At 66.9% G+C, this 16,226-nt stretch carries 15 protein-coding genes; 9 read left to right on the top strand and 6 right to left on the bottom strand.

Annotated features, from left to right (window positions below; translation table 11 throughout):
- Positions 1–8 precede the first annotated feature (8 nt).
- The 4 genes from H7J73_RS29385 (at position 9) to H7J73_RS29400 (ending at position 4,320) form a co-directional block, all read left to right on the top strand.
- On the top strand, positions 9–755 hold the full coding sequence (locus H7J73_RS29385) for an enoyl-CoA hydratase/isomerase family protein (RefSeq protein ID WP_264071351.1): 747 nt from the start codon (positions 9–11) through the stop codon (positions 753–755).
- Positions 739–1,587 (top strand): 3-hydroxyacyl-CoA dehydrogenase family protein, encoded by an 849-nt coding sequence (locus tag H7J73_RS29390; protein ID WP_264071352.1) that lies wholly within the window; start codon positions 739–741, stop codon positions 1,585–1,587. Before H7J73_RS29385 ends, H7J73_RS29390 begins: the two co-directional genes overlap by 17 nt.
- Positions 1,587–2,915 carry a flavin monoamine oxidase family protein gene (locus tag H7J73_RS29395; RefSeq protein WP_353962014.1) on the top strand — a complete coding sequence of 443 codons (1,329 nt, stop codon included), beginning with the start codon at positions 1,587–1,589 and terminating at the stop codon, positions 2,913–2,915. The genes H7J73_RS29390 and H7J73_RS29395 overlap by 1 nt, the downstream gene beginning before the upstream one ends.
- Before the next feature lie 82 nt (positions 2,916–2,997).
- Positions 2,998–4,320 (top strand): CapA family protein, encoded by a 1,323-nt coding sequence (locus H7J73_RS29400; protein WP_264071354.1) that lies wholly within the window; start codon positions 2,998–3,000, stop codon positions 4,318–4,320.
- Positions 4,321–4,338: 18 nt separating this feature from the next.
- Here the strand turns inward: H7J73_RS29400 and H7J73_RS29405 are convergent, their stop codons facing one another.
- Positions 4,339–4,980, bottom strand: coding sequence for a CYTH domain-containing protein (locus tag H7J73_RS29405; RefSeq protein ID WP_264071355.1), 642 nt, complete (start codon positions 4,978–4,980; stop codon positions 4,339–4,341).
- Between the two features lie 158 nt (positions 4,981–5,138).
- Between H7J73_RS29405 and clpB the strand changes: the two genes are divergently transcribed.
- The 4 genes from clpB to H7J73_RS29425 all read left to right on the top strand — a co-directional run bounded on the left by clpB (position 5,139) and on the right by H7J73_RS29425 (position 9,629).
- Entirely contained in the window at positions 5,139–7,685 is a 2,547-nt protein-coding gene (gene clpB, locus H7J73_RS29410; protein ID WP_264071356.1) for an ATP-dependent chaperone ClpB, read from the top strand.
- 151 nt (positions 7,686–7,836) lie between these two features.
- Entirely contained in the window at positions 7,837–8,655 is an 819-nt protein-coding gene (ttfA, locus tag H7J73_RS29415) for a trehalose monomycolate transport factor TtfA (protein ID WP_264071357.1), read from the top strand.
- A 31-nt stretch (positions 8,656–8,686) separates the two neighbouring features.
- The gene (pyrE, locus tag H7J73_RS29420; protein ID WP_264071664.1) at positions 8,687–9,232 is read left to right on the top strand and encodes an orotate phosphoribosyltransferase; all 546 of its coding nucleotides are present in this window, start codon (positions 8,687–8,689) and stop codon (positions 9,230–9,232) included.
- A gap of 34 nt (positions 9,233–9,266) precedes the next feature.
- A complete protein-coding gene (locus H7J73_RS29425) occupies positions 9,267–9,629 on the top strand; it encodes a PAS domain S-box protein (protein ID WP_264071665.1) in 363 nt (120 codons plus the stop codon).
- On the opposite strand, the gene H7J73_RS29430 is transcribed toward H7J73_RS29425, so the two are convergent.
- Genes H7J73_RS29430 through H7J73_RS29440 form a run of 3 tightly spaced genes read right to left on the bottom strand, consistent with a single transcriptional unit; the run spans position 9,630 to position 10,982 of the window.
- Entirely contained in the window at positions 9,630–10,037 is a 408-nt protein-coding gene (locus tag H7J73_RS29430; protein WP_264071358.1) for a hypothetical protein, read from the bottom strand. It abuts the gene before it with no gap.
- Positions 10,037–10,294, bottom strand: coding sequence for a TetR family transcriptional regulator (locus H7J73_RS29435; RefSeq protein WP_264071359.1), 258 nt, complete (start codon positions 10,292–10,294; stop codon positions 10,037–10,039). The genes H7J73_RS29430 and H7J73_RS29435 overlap by 1 nt, the downstream gene beginning before the upstream one ends.
- Before the next feature lie 37 nt (positions 10,295–10,331).
- The gene (locus tag H7J73_RS29440) at positions 10,332–10,982 is read right to left on the bottom strand and encodes a TetR family transcriptional regulator (protein ID WP_264071360.1); all 651 of its coding nucleotides are present in this window, start codon (positions 10,980–10,982) and stop codon (positions 10,332–10,334) included.
- A gap of 144 nt (positions 10,983–11,126) precedes the next feature.
- Between H7J73_RS29440 and H7J73_RS29445 the strand changes: the two genes are divergently transcribed.
- The gene (locus H7J73_RS29445) at positions 11,127–12,182 is read left to right on the top strand and encodes an FAD-dependent oxidoreductase (RefSeq protein WP_264071361.1); all 1,056 of its coding nucleotides are present in this window, start codon (positions 11,127–11,129) and stop codon (positions 12,180–12,182) included.
- Position 12,183: 1 nt separating this feature from the next.
- Here the strand turns inward: H7J73_RS29445 and H7J73_RS29450 are convergent, their stop codons facing one another.
- A complete protein-coding gene (locus tag H7J73_RS29450) occupies positions 12,184–13,986 on the bottom strand; it encodes a bifunctional diguanylate cyclase/phosphodiesterase (protein ID WP_276031917.1) in 1,803 nt (600 codons plus the stop codon).
- 62 nt (positions 13,987–14,048) lie between these two features.
- Entirely contained in the window at positions 14,049–16,196 is a 2,148-nt protein-coding gene (locus tag H7J73_RS29455; RefSeq protein WP_264071363.1) for an Rv1355c family protein, read from the bottom strand.
- Positions 16,197–16,226: the final 30 nt, after the last annotated feature.

Raw genomic sequence — 16,226 nt, forward strand, 5'->3', positions numbered from 1 at the left:
CAGGAATCATGACCCAGGCAATAACCGTCACGGAACAACAGCACTGTCTGCACGTGCAGCTGTCGCGTCCGGAGAAGAAGAACGCGATCGACGCCGGCATGGCGGCAGAGCTGCACGAAGTCTGCGAACGTCTGGAGGTGACGCCGCGGACGCTGGTGCTCAGCGGATCCGGCGGGGTGTTCGCCGCGGGCGCCGACCTGGCCGAAATGCGGGACCGGCGTGCCCCGCAGGCACTGGCCGGGATCAACTCGTTCCTGTTCCGGCGGATCGCACAGCTGCCGATGCCCGTCATCGCGGCCGTCGACGGCTGGGCCCTGGGCGGCGGTGCCGAACTGGCCTACGCCGCCGACTTCCGCATCGCGACCGTCAACGCCCGGTTCGGTAATCCGGAAGTGGGTCTCGGTGTTGCCGCCGCGGCCGGTGGGAGTTGGCGGCTCGCGGCCCTGGTCGGGGAGCCGATGGCCAAGCACATCCTGCTGGCCGGGCGCGTTCTCGATGCGCAGGAGGCGCTCACGGCCGGACTGGTCACCGAGGTCGTCGCGCCGGAAGAATTGTTGGACAGCGCATTTCGGCTGGCTGGTCAGGTCGCGAAGGGCGCGCCCGCCGCGGTCCGGCTCACCAAGGCACTCATGGGTATGCCGGAGTCGGCGCACCCCGTGGTCGACAACATGGCGCAGGCGTTACTGTTCGAAAGCGACGAGAAGTACGAGCGGATGACGGCATTTCTGGAGAAGCGCAATGTCCGCACTTCCTGAACTCGTCGGAGTCGTCGGTGGCGGCCGGATGGGCGCGGGTATTGCCCACGCCTTCCTGGCCACCGGGTGCGAGGTCGTGGTCCGAGAAGCCGACCCCGACAGCGCACAGGCGGCCGCCGCCCGCATCGAGAAATCGATCCGCACCGCGATCGAGCGGGGCACCGTCACCGAATCCTGGCCAGCGGTGTCGAGTCGGCTGCGCGTGGTCACGTCGTTCGAGGAGCTGGCGGACCGGGCACTGGTGATCGAGGCCGTTCCGGAGATCATCGAGCTCAAGGCCGACGTGCTGACCGCGGTCGAGAAGTCGGTGGCACCGGAATGTGTGCTCGCCAGCAACACCTCGTCGTTGTCGATCGACACGCTGGCCGGCGCACTCGACGCGCCGCAGCGCTTCATCGGCCTGCATTTCTTCAACCCCGTTCCCACCAGCGAGCTCGTCGAGATCGTCAACGGTGCCAGGACGGATCCACAGCTGCGTGCCGATGCGGTGCGGTGGGTCAATGCACTCGGTAAACAAGCTGTCTCCGTGCGTGATTCGCCTGGTTTTGCCACATCGCGGCTAGGTGTCGTGATAGCGCTGGAGGCGATGCGGATGCTCGAAGAGGGCGTCGCATCGGCGGAGGACATCGACACGGCGATGAAGCTCGGCTACAAACACCCCGTCGGTCCGCTGGCGCTGACCGACATCGTCGGCCTCGACGTCCGCTTGGACATCGCCGGCCATTTGGCGGACACCCTCGGCCCGCGGTTCGCGCCGCCGGCCATTCTGCGAGAACTCGTCGCGCAGGGTCACACCGGCCGCAAGGCCGGGCGCGGTTTCTACGTCTACTGATTCAAGGAGTTGCCATGCTTGATGTTGTCGTGCTCGGAGCGGGTCTGGCGGGTTTGAGCGCCGCCCGCGATCTACGCCGCGCCGGGTGTGAGGTGACGCTGCTGGAGGCGCGTGACCGCATCGGCGGCAGGGTTCTGCAGACCACGCTGGACGACGGCAGGGTCGTCCAGCTCGGCGGGGAGTTGATCGGCACGGCGCACACCTCGTACCGCGCTCTGGTCGACGAGCTCGGGCTCACGCTGCGCGAGAGCTACAGCGCCGAACCGGGCGAGACCGTTTGGGACATCGACGATTCGGTGCTGACGGGCGATCCGGCACCGTGGATGTCGGACGAAGACCATGCCGACTACGCCCGCGTGGTGGGGTTGTTCGTGGACTTGGCCAAGGGGGTCGACCCGGACAATCCGTGGGCCCATCCCGACGCTGCAGCGCTCGACAGCGTGTCGTTCCACGCGTGGTTGCGCAGCGTCGGCGCACGCGACAGCGTGGTGCGGATGTTCGAGCTGGCGAAGGCCGGTCTGGCCGCTGATTCCCTCAAACGCACGTCGCTGCTGGCGGAGCTGCGCAAGGCGGCGGTGGCGGGTGACGGGCTCAGCAACTACTACGACGTCGAGCAGTGGACCAAGTTCACGGTTGCCGAGGGCAGCGCCACGGTGGCTGCGCGGATGGCCGAGGAACTGCGCGATCACATCCGCCTGTCCAGCGTGGTCACCGCGATCGACGTGCATCCCGATCGGGTGGAGGTGGTACTTGCCACCGGCGAAGTGGTCACCGCCGCCAACGTCATCTGCGCGATCCCTGTCGCACCCCTGCGGCGGATCGCCATCAGCGGCCTCAGCGCCGAGCGGCTGCGGGCGCTTCGCCGGGTGCGTAACTCGCTGACCGCGAAAGTGGTTGCGGCCTACGAGACATCGTTCTGGCGCGATCTCGGCAAGAACGGCTCGTCCTACAGCGATGGCCTGGTGGGCTCGACCTGGATCCAGGGGCCCGGTGTCATCTCGGCGTTGGTCGCGCCGTCACAGCTGGCGTTTCATCTGGCCGGTGACCAGTCGGCACGAGACCGCGATGCGCTCGACGCGCTGGCCCGGATGTACGGCTCCCAGGCTGCGCAGCCAACGGCGCTGTTCACCCGAGAGTGGTCCACCGAGCCGTTCACGCTGGGCTACATGGCCCACTACGCACCGGGAGATCTGACCGCGATCGGTCCCACCCACAGCCAGCCCGAGGGCCGGTTCTTCGTCGCTGGCTCGGATTACTGGGTGGCCGGTTACATGGAGGGGGCGGTCCGTACCGGCCGCGCCGCAGCAGAAGGGGTCCTGTCCCGTTAGCGGCCCGCTGTCGGCGGATCCGGTGGCCAGGTCGGCGCGGTTTGACCCGCGTCGGCCCATCGACCGCGAACTCCGGTCGGCAATGCCATCGGGATTCACCTTCATCGCGGTCGGGGACTGCATCATGTCGCGGCCGCTGGGCGCGACCGTTGCCGCCGACCCGGAGTTCGCCCGGGTGATCGCACTGCTGCGCTCCGCCGACCTCCGGTACGGGAACCTGGAGACGACGATCGTCGACTTGGACACCTTCACCGGTAGCCCGTACTCGTGGGATGCCGACTGGACCCTTGCCAGTCACCCCGGTGTCGCCCCTGATCTCGCCGGGCTCGGCCTGCAGATCGTCTCCCGGGCGAACAACCACGCGCTGGACTGGGGACTCGAGGGCATGCTCGAGACGTCCCGGCGTCTTGACGAGGCGGGCATCGTGCATGCGGGCGTCGGCAGGCACGGCGGGCTCGCTCGCTCACCCCGCTACCTCGAACTGCCGCAGGGACGCGTCGGCCTGGTCTCGTTCGCCTCGACCTTCCGGCCGACGTCAGAGGCGCTGCACTATTGCGGCGCGGCGCCCGGCCGACCGGGCGTCAGTGCGCTCGCCATCGAGACCACCCACCTGGTCGAGCGGGAGCTCTACGCCGCGCTGACCGCGCTGGGCCCGGACTCCGGTGATGTCATCACCCGGTTCGGTGTGCGGTTCGCACCCGCGCAGCAGCGGGCGATGCGCTACGAACCGGACGAGAACGACCTCGCCGATATCCTCAAGAACATCCGATTGGCGGCCCAACACTCCGATTTCGTGATCGCGGCCCTGCACGCGCACCAGGCCGAGAACGAGTGGGAGTCGGGTTTGCAGATCCTGCGCCCCGCGGCCTTCGTGTCGGACGTCGCGCGTGCCGCCATCGACGCCGGTGCGGCAGCGTTCGTCACCACCGGCAATCACAATGTGGGATCGATCGAAATATACCGGGGCAAGCCAATTTTCACGGGGCTGGGCAATTTCTTCTGGAGTGACATTCAGGAGCCCCTCTCCGCGGAGCTACACCAACTGCCGGCCAACCGGCGCCTGCTTGCCGAGGCGTTCGAGTATCCGCGGCGCGCTACGGACGCCGACCTGTCCGCCATCGTCAATGCCACTGGGGGGTTCGCCAACGAATTCACCTTCGAGACGGTGGTGCCGCGAGCCGTCTATCAGAGCACCCCGGATGGCGATCTGTGTCTGAGTGAGCTGGCGATCTACCCCGTGAGCCTGCGCTACGGCGAGCGCCTCACCAGAAGTGGCATCCCCGCCCCGCCGGGGCCGCGGCAGGCCAAGAAGATCCTCGCCGATCTCATGGAGATGTCACCGACCGTCGACATCAGAGTCGTCGAGGACGACGGCTGGGTGCACGGTCGGGTGAACGTGGCTTAGCGGTTCGGCGGCACCAGCTCAGCCGGGGAGTGGCGGGGTGGTGCCTTCGAAGTGGTTTCGGCCGAGGGTGTCGACGAAAGTGGGGCCGAGCAGCTCGAACTCGCTGCGGTAGGCGTCGGCCCAGGCGCCGAACGGTTGATGTGCCAGGTACTCGTTGCGAAACCGGTCGTCCTCGGAGACCTCGGTGGCGCAGAACTCGGGTATGACCAGATCGATTACCGGGCTGCCGCGCTCGACCTCGGCGAGCACGAGGGGCTCGTTGCGGGCCAGGAACCGATCGATGATCCAGCCGTCCTCGCCCAGCCAGACCGAGTGGCGGATCTTGGCGACGACGTGTTCCGCGCGCGCAACGATCTGCCCGGCGACCAGTGGATCGAGGCTTCGTTCGGCCTCATAGCGGGTGCCACCGGCGGCAGGCCCCTTGGCGGTCATGGTGCCTATCGCCTCGTCCCCGAGAGATGCCACCAGCGCGTGAGGAGCGGTATCGGATTCACCGGTTGCGGGGCCCTGCAGGCGTACGCGGACCGCGTAGCCGTCGGATGCGAACAGATAGGCCTGAACGATGAGCACGGGACTGGGATCAGAGGTTGCGACGGCAGGTAATTCGTGGACGAAGAATTTCCGTTCGAACTCGAAATCGCCGGAGCCGGAGTCGGACATAGACAGACGGTAGCGGCTACCGCGTCGAACGGCGCCCAGAGTGCGGCGCAATCTCACCAAGTCGGCTAGACTTGAGTGGAATAGACTCAACCTTGACTGTGTTGGACAACGCGAGAAGCATTTCCCCACCCGTATCGAACCAGGAAAGGTTAGGTGTCGTGGACTCGTTCAACCCGACCACAAAAACCCAGGCGGCGCTGACCTCGGCGTTGCAGGCGGCCACTGCCGCAGGCAACCCGGAGATCCGGCCCGCGCATCTGTTGATGGCACTGCTGACGCAAAACGACGGCATTGCTGCACCACTGCTGGAAGCGGTCGGAGTAGATCCTGCGACCATCCGGGCGGAGGCGGAACGCCTCGTCGAACGGCTTCCGTCGGCCAGCGGTGCGAACTCGACGCCGCAGCTCTCGCGCGAATCGCTGGCTGCGGTCACCGCGGCGCAGCAACTGGCCACCGAGATGGACGACGAGTACGTCTCCACCGAGCACCTGTTGTACGGCTTGGCCACTGGCGACTCCGAGGTCGCCAAGCTGCTCACCGGGCACGGCGCGTCGCCCGAAGCGCTGCGTGATGCGTTCGTCAAGGTGCGCGGCAGCGCCCGGGTGACCAGCCCGGACCCGGAGGCGACCTATCAGGCGCTGGAGAAGTACTCCACCGACCTGACCGCGCGGGCCAGGGAAGGCAAACTCGATCCGGTCATCGGGCGCGACACCGAGATCCGTCGTGTAGTGCAGGTGCTGAGCCGTCGTACGAAGAACAACCCGGTGCTCATCGGTGAGCCCGGCGTCGGCAAGACCGCGATCGTCGAGGGCCTAGCCCAGCGCATCATCGAAGGCGACGTGCCGGAGAGCCTCAAGGGCAAGACCGTCGTCTCCCTGGATCTCGGGTCGATGGTCGCCGGTGCCAAGTACCGCGGTGAGTTCGAGGAGCGGCTCAAGGCCGTCCTCGACGACATCAAGAACTCGGCCGGCCAGATCATCACGTTCATCGACGAGCTGCACACCATCGTGGGAGCCGGCGCGACCGGCGACTCGGCGATGGATGCCGGCAACATGATCAAGCCGATGCTGGCTCGTGGCGAGCTGCGGCTGGTCGGCGCGACCACCCTCGACGAGTACCGCAAGTACATCGAGAAGGACGCCGCCCTGGAGCGCCGGTTCCAGCAGGTGCTGGTCGGTGAACCGTCGGTGGAAGACACCGTCGGCATCCTGCGCGGGCTCAAGGACCGCTACGAGGTGCATCACGGCGTCCGGATCACGGACTCCGCGCTGGTTGCCGCGGCCACCCTGTCCGACCGCTACATCACCAGCCGCTTCCTGCCCGACAAGGCCATCGACCTGGTCGACGAGGCAGCGTCTCGGCTGCGGATGGAAATCGACTCGCGGCCCGTCGAAATCGACGCGGTCGAGCGTCTGGTCCGCCGACTCGAGATCGAAGAGATGGCTCTCGAGAAGGAAGAAGACGCCGCGTCGAAAGACCGTCTGGAGAAGCTGCGGGCGGAACTGGCCGATTACCAGGAGAAGCTCTCGCAGCTGACCACCCGGTGGCAGAACGAGAAGAACGCCATCGACATCGTGCGCGACCTCAAAGAACAGCTCGACACACTGCGCGGTGAGGCCGACCGGGCCGAACGCGACAGTGACCTGGCCAAGGCCGCCGAGCTGCGCTACGGCCGGATTCCCGAGGTCGAGAAGAAGCTCGACGCCGCCCTCCCCACTGCTCAGGCGCAGACCGACCTGATGCTCAAGGAGGAAGTCGGTCCTGACGACATCGCCGACGTCGTCTCGGCCTGGACCGGGATTCCGGCCGGCCGGATGCTCGAAGGTGAGACCGCCAAGCTGCTGCGGATGGAAGAAGAGCTCGGCAAGCGCGTCGTCGGGCAACGCAAGGCCGTGCAGGCGGTCTCTGATGCGGTCCGCCGCACCAGAGCCGGCGTCGCCGATCCGAACCGGCCGACCGGATCGTTCCTGTTCCTCGGCCCGACCGGCGTCGGCAAGACCGAGCTGGCCAAGGCGCTGGCGGAGTTCCTGTTCGATGACGAACGAGCCATGGTCCGCATCGACATGAGCGAGTACGGCGAGAAGCACTCGGTGGCCCGCCTGGTCGGCGCGCCGCCCGGATACATCGGCTACGACCAGGGCGGTCAGCTGACCGAGGCGGTGCGGCGACGCCCGTACACGGTGGTGCTGTTCGACGAGGTCGAAAAGGCGCACCCGGATGTGTTCGACGTGCTGTTGCAGGTCCTCGACGAAGGTCGGTTGACCGACGGCCAGGGCCGGACGGTCGACTTCCGCAACACCATCCTGATCCTGACGTCCAACCTCGGGTCGGGCGGCACCGAGGAGCAGGTGATGGCGGCAGTGCGGGCGGCGTTCAAGCCCGAGTTCATCAACCGGCTCGACGACGTGCTGATCTTCGACGGGCTGGCCCCTGACGAACTCGTCCGGATCGTTGACATCCAGCTCTCTCAGCTGCAGAAGCGGCTCGCGCAGCGGCGCCTCGGCCTCGAGGTCTCACTGCTGGCCAAGGAATGGCTCGCCGAACGTGGCTTCGACCCGATTTACGGGGCCCGTCCGTTGCGCCGGCTGGTGCAGCAGGCGATCGGCGACCAGCTCGCCAAGAAACTGCTGGCAGGCGAGGTGCACGACGGCGACACCGTCACCGTCGACCTCCGTCCTGACGGCGACGGCCTGATCCTGAGCTAGCGATCTCCGGCCGAACAGACGCAAAGAACCCCCGGCACCCGGCGTGTCGGGGGTTCTTTGCGTCTGTTGGCGGGGAGAAAGCCCGGGTGTAACGCGGTTGTGACCTGCAGCCCTTCTCATTTACCCGCCGTCAACAGATAGGCTGTGTCCAATGGTCCCGCTCTGGTTCACGCTATCCGCACTCTGTTTCGTGGGTGCGGCGGTGCTGCTGTATTTCGATCTGGATCGGCGTCGTGGGCTCGGACGTCGTCGGAAGTCCTGGGCGCGCTCCCATGGCTTCGACTACGAGCCTGAATCCGCCGATATCCTCAAGCGCTGGAAACGTGGCGTGATGTCCACGGTCGGCGATATCACCGCCCGCAACGTGGTGCTCGGCCAGATCCGGGGTGAAGCGGTGTTCATCTTCGACCTCGAAGACGTCGCCACTGTCATCGCGCTGCATCGCAAGGTCGGGACGAACGTCGTCGTCGACCTGCGACTCAAGGGAGTCAAAGAACCCAGAGAGAACGACGTCTGGCTGTTGGGTGCCATCGGACCGCGGATGGTCTACTCCACCAACCTCGACGCCGCCCGCCGCGCCTGCGACCGGCGCATGGTCACCTTCGCCCACACCGCGCCGGACTGCGCTGAGATCATGTGGAACGAAGAGAACTGGACGCTGATCAGCATGCCGATCGGCAGCAGTCGCGCCCAGTGGGACGAAGGGCTGCGCACCGTCCGCCAGTTCAACGACCTGCTGCGGGTACTGCCGCCGCTGCCGGCACAGGCTGCGATCGGAGCCGCCCCGCGCCGCAACGCCGGTCCCGGCCGCCCGCTGGCACCCGCCACTCGCGCCGAATTGCCACCGGGGCGCACCGACACACCGCAGGTCCGACCGGACGCTGTCCGGCGCGAGGCCGGCCGGCCTGAACCCGTGCGACGGACCCCGCCGCCGCGCAACAGCCGCCAGGCGCCGCACTACCAACGCTAGTTAGGCTGTCCGGGTGACCCACGGCAGTGAGCTGACCTCGACCGATCGTGCCGAACTCGCGGCTTTGGTGCGCGACCTGTCGGTGGTCAGGGGCCGGGTGGTGCTTTCTTCAGGCCGCGAGTCCGACTATTACGTCGACCTGCGCCGGGCCACTCTTCATCACCGTGCCTCCCGGTTGATCGGTGTCTTGATGCGCGAACTCACCGCCGACTGGGATTACGCGGCGGCGGGTGGCCTGACCCTTGGCGCCGATCCGGTCGCCACCGCGATCATGCACGCGCCGGGCCGCCCCATCGACGCCTTCGTGGTACGTAAATCGGCGAAAACCTATGGCATGCAACGCCAGATCGAAGGATTCGACGTCGCCGGCCGGCGGGTCCTGGTCGTCGAGGACACCAGCACCACCGGCGCCTCGCCATTGGCTGCCGTGCGCGCCGTCCGCGAGGCCGGAGGCGAGGTGGTCGGCGTCGCGACCGTGGTGGACCGGGCGACGGGTGCTGCCGAGATCATCGAGGCCGAGGGCCTGCTGTACCGCAGTGTGCTGGGATTGGCCGATCTGGGGCTTACGGGTGAGTGAACGCCGCCAACGCGCGACGACGCCGCTCTCGCCGATGGAGGCGCTGCAACAGCTGCCTGCTCTCGTTGTCCTGGAACGCTTTCCGGTACCGGTGCTGGCGATCACCGCCGACGGTGAGATCTTGTTCGCCAATAGCGCGTTCGGCGAAATGCTCGGCTACAGCACCGAAGCGTTGCAGGCCAAGGGCTTTCACGAGATCTTCCGTGCCATGACTGCAGACGAATCCGCGGTCGCCGTTCTGCGTGCCCACGCCGACCTGATCGTGGAGCTGGCGCACCGGGACGGGTCGACGGTGCGGGCCAACATGAGCCGGTCGGCAGCGTTGCGTGACGAGGACCAATTCGCCCTCGCGGTGTTCCAGGATCTGACCGAACGGCTCTGGGTCGATGAGCTCTGATCAATCGCCGATCTGCAGCGTGCCCTGGTCATGGCGGAGCGCTTCGCGCGACAGGAACTGTTTGAGGAACGGCAGTGCGTCCGGATCGGCGATCGCCGGCAGCATGATGTCCCAGATCCTGGTGAGCCGGCGGAACAGCTCCGTGCTCGGCGCGCTGGGGCCCGTCAGCAGCTCCGCGCCCAGATAGGTGGCCAGCAGCGTCTCGGCCACCGCGTCGACCGACAGCGCGCTGCGCAGGTCACCGTCGGACGCGGCAACCGTCAGCTGCGACGTGACCAGCTCCAGCGCACCTTGGTAGGACTGGGTGACCGCGTCGTTGAACTCACCAAGGGCGCGGGCAACCTGGATGCCGGTGCGGACGTTGGCATCGGAGGTGACCAGGCCGGCTACGGCGAAGGAGCTGTGCATCAGGTTTTCCAGTGCGGGCGAAGCTGACGCACAGATGGTGCTGATGGTGTCGAAGACCTTGGCCGCCGCTCTTCGATGATCGCCGAAGCCAGCGACTCCTTGGATTCGAAATGGTAGTAGAGCGCACCTTTGGTCATCTCGGCACGCTCGATGATGTCGCCTAGGCTGGTGGCCGCGAATCCGACCTCGCTGAAGAGCTCAATGGCTGCGTCGAGAATCTTGCGCCGGGTGGCCTCGGACCTGGCCTGGCGAACCATCGTCGTTGGACCTCCGGGATGGGAGTGGACGTCAAGATTAGCAACGGTTGACGGTCCGGATCGCGACAGCGGTGCGCCGGTGGACGAACTGTGCGAAGTAGTCGAGCCGGTCCGCCCGGACCACACCGGGCATCACCTGAAGCCACGCCCGTTCGATGTGGCGCAGATACTCCTCACAGTTCTCCAGGTCGCTGACCTGCCGGATACCGGCGTACATCGCGACGAACAACCGGCTCACATCGGCGGGATCGGCGGTGTCGAGGAGGTCGCCCTCCTCGGCCGCGCGGCGGGTGATCTCGGAGAAACCGGCGACCCACTCGGCGAGTCGTTTGGTCTGCATGTCCTCGGTGCGCCCGATGGCCTCCAGCAGATGCAGCGACGACTTGGCCAGATCCTCGGTGACCTCCTGCATCGCGAGGTTGAAACAGATGTCGATCAGCGTCTCCAGGCCGGAGAGTTTGTTGGCGAGCAGGTCGTTGATGGTGTTTCGCATGATCGCGCTCTGGGTGTCGATGAGCGCGAGCGCCAAGGCGTGCTTGGAACGGAAATGGAAGTACATCGCACCTTTGGTCACCTCTGCCTCGCGCAGGATGTCGTCGAGGCTGACCAAGCTGTAAGAACGGTTCGCGAACTGGTGAGCCGCGGCCCGCATGATCTGCTGGCGGGCTGAGTCCGCCGGTGGTGTCATGAGGTGACCTGGATGCGCATTGTCAGCAGGCCTCCATTTCGGTGATGTGTACTGAGGACGGGCCTGGTGGAGGCCCGACTGTCAAAATACTGTAAGTCATGAGGATCGATAAAAATCATCCAAAAAGTATGTAAGATCGCCGACGTGAGAACTCTTGGTTCGTCCTCGACGTGGAGGGATGCGACGCCGGCCGGAGTGGGGACGGTGGCGCAGCGGCGCGCCGGTCAGCCGGCGAACTCGTTCACCCGAACGAAGAAAGCCGACCTGAGGTGGGCGGACCTGGCGCTGCGGTCCGGTAACTTCGGCGACCGCTCAGGTAGGGGACGGCGGGGCGGCCAGCGGCCGGATCCCAGCGCCCGAAGCGGCAAGTATGCCGACGACATCCTGTCCGACGCCGTCGGCGAGTCGAGCGATATCGACTGGGACGACATCGTCGACATCGTCTGCATCGGTCGCGGCGCCGGAGCCATGGCGGCCGCGATCGGTGCCGCCAACCAAGGCGGGACGGAGGTCTTCTTCGCCGATGCCGGCCACGGGGCCGACACAGCCGGCGTCGAGGCCGACAACCTGGCGGGCCGACTCGGTATCACCGACTCCGCGACCGTCGACTACCTCACCGCGCTCACCGAGGACATCGGACCGTTGATCCGCTGCGCCGTCCCGAGCCAGGTGCCGATGCGCACCCTGGACGACCCGCAGCCCGAGTCACGCCGAGGTGGCATCGCCACCTTCGTCGGCTCCGCGCTGAGGGACTGGGCGAACCGCTGCCTGGCATCGCCGTACGGACTGCTCTACACCACCCTCGCGCACTCGGAGACCGTTACCTACCGCAGCGCAGGCGAGAGGCTCGAAGCCGCCGTGGTGGGGAGGATCGACGTCGAGAACGGTCGCCTCGCCGAGGGGCTGGACCAGTGGCTGGCCGCTCGGGCTGAAGAACTCGGCCTCGACGATGAATCATCAAATTCGTTGCAGCGCTTGGTATTCGAGGCCGGACAGGTGGTCGGGGCCGTCGTCGACACCCCAACCGGGCCGCGCGCGGTCCGGGCCAGACGCGGTGTTGTGATGGAAACGGGTGGCAGCGTATCGACTCCCACCCTGCCCGCCGATGGTCTGGACAACGCCTCCTCGGCGGTGGTCGCCCTGGTGACCCGCGCAGCCAGCCGGTTCGCCCGGCTGGAATTGCTGGCCACGCCACGCTGACTCACGGCGCGGTGGGCAGCGGAGCGGGGAACGGCAGCACGATCCGCCGCTTCGCCAGCAGCGCCTCCATCGCCGCGCCCTCCAATGGTCGCGACAACAGATAGCCTTGCGCGCGGTGGCACCCGTGCTGCATCAAAGTCCTTGCCGCAGCCTCGGTTTCGACACCTTCGGCAACCAGCTCGAGACCGAATGCGTCGGCGAGTGCGATGACCGCGCGTACGATCGCGAGATCGCCCGCGTTGGTGCCGAGGTCGCGCACGAACGACTTGTCGATCTTGAGGGTGTCCACCGGAAGCGATTTCAGGTGGGACAACACGCTGTAACCGGTGCCGAAGTCGTCGATCGCGATCTGTACACCCACCTCTTTCAGGGCGGCGAGCGTGATCCGGGTGGTCTCGATATCCGATACCACCACGCTTTCGGTGATCTCCAGGCAGACCGACTCGCCGGCCAGGCCGAACTCCTCGATGGTGGCGGCGACTTCCCTGACGAATCCCTCGGCGACGAGCTGAACCGGCGAGACGTTCAGTCTCAGCACGGCGTTCGTCCCGACGCCGCGTGACCGCCATGCGCTGAACTCGGCGCAGGCGGCGCGGACCACCCATCGGCCGAGTTCGCCTGCGAGATTGATGGATTCGGCAACACCGATGAACGAATCCGGGAACAGTAGCCCTCGCGTCGGGTGCTCCCAGCGGACCAGTGCCTCGGTCGCGAGGACCTCGCCGGTGCGCATGTCGATTTCCGGGAGATAGTGCAGCACCAATGCGCCGCTTTCGATCACGCCCTGCAGATGCAGCTCGATGTCATTACGGAACGCGCTGCGCAGGGACATGTCCTCGGAGAACACCGCGATCTTGTTACCGCCGGCGCCCTTGGCGGTGAGCACGGCCTGATCCGCTTTGCGCAACAAGTCCGAGGAGGTGTCCCGACCCGGGACGCCAAGTGCGACACCGACACTGACGGTGCGAGTCAGTGTCTCCCCGTCGATCGACACCCGCTCGCGCAGTTTCGACTGGAGCTCACCAGCGAGCGACTCGGCCTGGGTCGCGTCCAGCGGCGACGATGGGATGACGACGAACTCGTCGCCACCGAAGCGGGCGATCAGATAATCGTCCGCAGTTCCACGTTCGAGTCGCTCGGCGAACGCCCGGATGAACCGGTCGCCCGCGTTGTGACCGAGATAGTCGTTGATCGCCTTGAGCCGGTCCAGATCGAGGAACAACGCTGCAACCGGTCCCGGCCGGCCGGCCGCCAGCCGCCGGTCGAGCTCCGCGAGCAGCGCGCGCCGATTGTGCAGGCCGGTGAGGTCGTCGTGTTCGGCTAGGTAGCGGAGCTGGTCCTCGGCGGCGCACCGGGCCTGCACCTGCGCCAGCAACGAGGCAATGGCCTCGACTGCGTTGATCTCCTGGGGCTGCCACTCTCGGTCGGCGAACTTCACGAAGCCCAGTACGCCGGTGGTGACGTCGGCGGAGACGAGTGGGACCGCAGCCAGCGTGCTGACGAACCCGCCCGAGTCCTCGATCAGCTTCTGATAGTCGTCGGTGGCCGGTTCGGGGCGGAACACCACCGGCGACTTGGCATGTTCGGCGAGCGCGAAGACGGGATCGGCATCCTCGAAGTACACGATGCCGATCGGATCCGGGTCGGGCACACCGGTTCGGACCGGCCATTCGGCAACCAGGATGGACGCCCGGATGGAGTGGTCGTTGTAGCGCACGAAGCTGTGGTCGAGACCGAATACCTCCACGAGGTCCGCCAGCACGCTCTGGATGACCACGGCCGCGTTGGTCGTGTTGGCGGTCATCAGCTTTGTGGCGGCCGCCGTCACGACAAGATCCAGGCTCCGTCGTCCGTGCTCGAGCGGCATTATCTGGTCAGCCCAACGTTAGGTGGATGGGTTGTGCGTCGGCGGCTGCGAACCGATGCAGGCGGGGCGTAAGACAACCTAAGCATGAGTACCGGCGATTCGTCGGAGGCTATCCCTGTCAGTTCGCCAAATGCCTCGTGGAGGGTCCGCAGGGCCGGTGCGAACGCAGGCGATATGCGGTCGAGGTCGTCGTCGTCACGGGCGTACAGAAACAGTGGCGACGCGGGCTGTACGGCCAGGCCATGCTCGTGGGCGACCACCCATGCCGCCTCGGCGGCCGAACCGCCGCGGGCGTAGTCGACAAGAGTGTCGCCGTGCACCGAGATCACCGCGAGTGCGGAGCTGGCCCGGATGCGGTCCCTGCCGTCGTCGCCGAGCGCATCACCGGCATTCCACTGCGCCAAACTGGCCATCACGTCGGGGCGGCGCAGGATGTCCAGCACGGCCTGGTCGCTGGCGTGCAACTCGAGGCTGTCGACGTCGATTCCGGTGTCGGGCGAGGGATCGCCGCGCCACCGGAGTTCGGCGATCATCTCGCTGTGTAGCCGCGGGGTCAGGAAGCGGATGCGGTCTGCCGCGGCGACGATCGCGGCAGCCTGTTCGATATCGGTCCTGGTCGTCAGCAGCCGTAGCTGCGCCCCCTCCTGGTGGACCGCGGCAGTCAGGGTGTCGAGGACCTGCTGGTCGATGGCCGCGGTGTCGCCGTGCCTGCGGTTTGTCTCTCGGTCCAACACGGCCTGGTAGAGCGTGGCCAGGGCTGGGTCTGCGCCGTCGCCGCGCCGCAGTACCGCCCGCAGCGGCGAGGTCTCGTCGCGATCGAATTCGACAGGTCCGAGCAGCCGGTGAGCTGCGGCGGCCACCCTGGCATTGAAAGCGGCCGCCCCCACGGCCACCGCGCTGGCGCGAAAGTCGATGTCGAGGGCCGAGGGGTGCTCGGCTGCGACGCTGATGGTGACGGTCGAGTCATCGGCAACGATTCGCCACGGCTGCGCGTTGCCCGCCGACGGGGCCCGCCGCGCGGCGGCCGCCACCACGTCCAGGGCGAATCCCGGCGCGGCGGCCGCAACCTCGGGCGGGGCCGGGGCAGGCTCGTGGGGGATCGGCGGCTGGGCCAGGTGGTCGAACGCTTCGGTCAGATCGATCCGGACCCGACCGGAGTCCAACGGCTCGCCGAGACCGACCCGCCGAACGGCTTCGGTGACCGCGGTCGCGCCCAGAGTCACCTCGCTGGCCAGCTGCGGCCACGTGGTCAGGGTGTGCCCGACCTCCACCATGGATGCCGCGGCCCGCGGCGACGACTGCGCGATTTCCAGGCTCTTGAGGAGGTAGGGCACCTTGTCGCGGCTCGACAGGCCAGATAGCGACGTCCAGTCGACATCGCCGAGTAGGCCGTGCAGGATCGGCCGTGTCGGCTCCAGATCGAAGCGCTCGACATCCATCAGCCCCCGATCGCTCGTCGCCATCAGGACGGGCAGCCGCCGCCGCCGCGCCGCTTCGCGGATCATCGCCTTCATATCGAGCGAATCGCACTCCTCGACGACGATGTCGAGGCCGTCGAGAAACGCGTCCAGATTGGCCGGTGTCAGGCCGGCCGGTTGGACGGTCACGGTCAGGTAGGGATCGATCTCGGCGATCCGGCGGGCGGCCAGGACGGCCTTGTTCACCCCGAGGTCGAACACGCTGGCCGGCACGCGGTTGAGGTTGGTCAATTCGAGCGTGTCGAAGTCGGCCAGCCGCAGTTCGCCGCACACCCCTTCGGTGGCCAGGGTGTGGGCGATGACATGTCCGACGCTCAGGCCGACGATGCCGATCCGCAGGCCGCCGAGCCGGTCCTGTTCAGTGGCGGTGATCAGGTTCCGGTTGCGATCGAGCCGCACGCGTCGGTAGGCCAGCGGCCCGAGCACGCCGATCACCGAGCGCCGCCAGGGGTAATAGGCCCAGCGTGTCGACTCGGCAATCAGTTCGGGTTCGGCGGCCGGGCGCAGTTCCCGCAGGCAAAGAAGCTGGTCATCTCGGTGGTCGAGGAATTCGATCCGAGGATCAGCCCTGAGTGCCTGAAGAACTTCGTGGTCGGCGGCGACGCCCTCGTCGAGTATTCGCGCGCTCGAAACGGCGATATCGGACTCGGCGTCCAGCTCAGATCTCATGTTTCCCAACGACTGACAAGTGGTGACGCA

Source organism: Mycolicibacterium komossense (genome assembly GCF_025822605.1).
GTDB classification, from domain to species: domain Bacteria; phylum Actinomycetota; class Actinomycetes; order Mycobacteriales; family Mycobacteriaceae; genus Mycobacterium; species Mycobacterium komossense.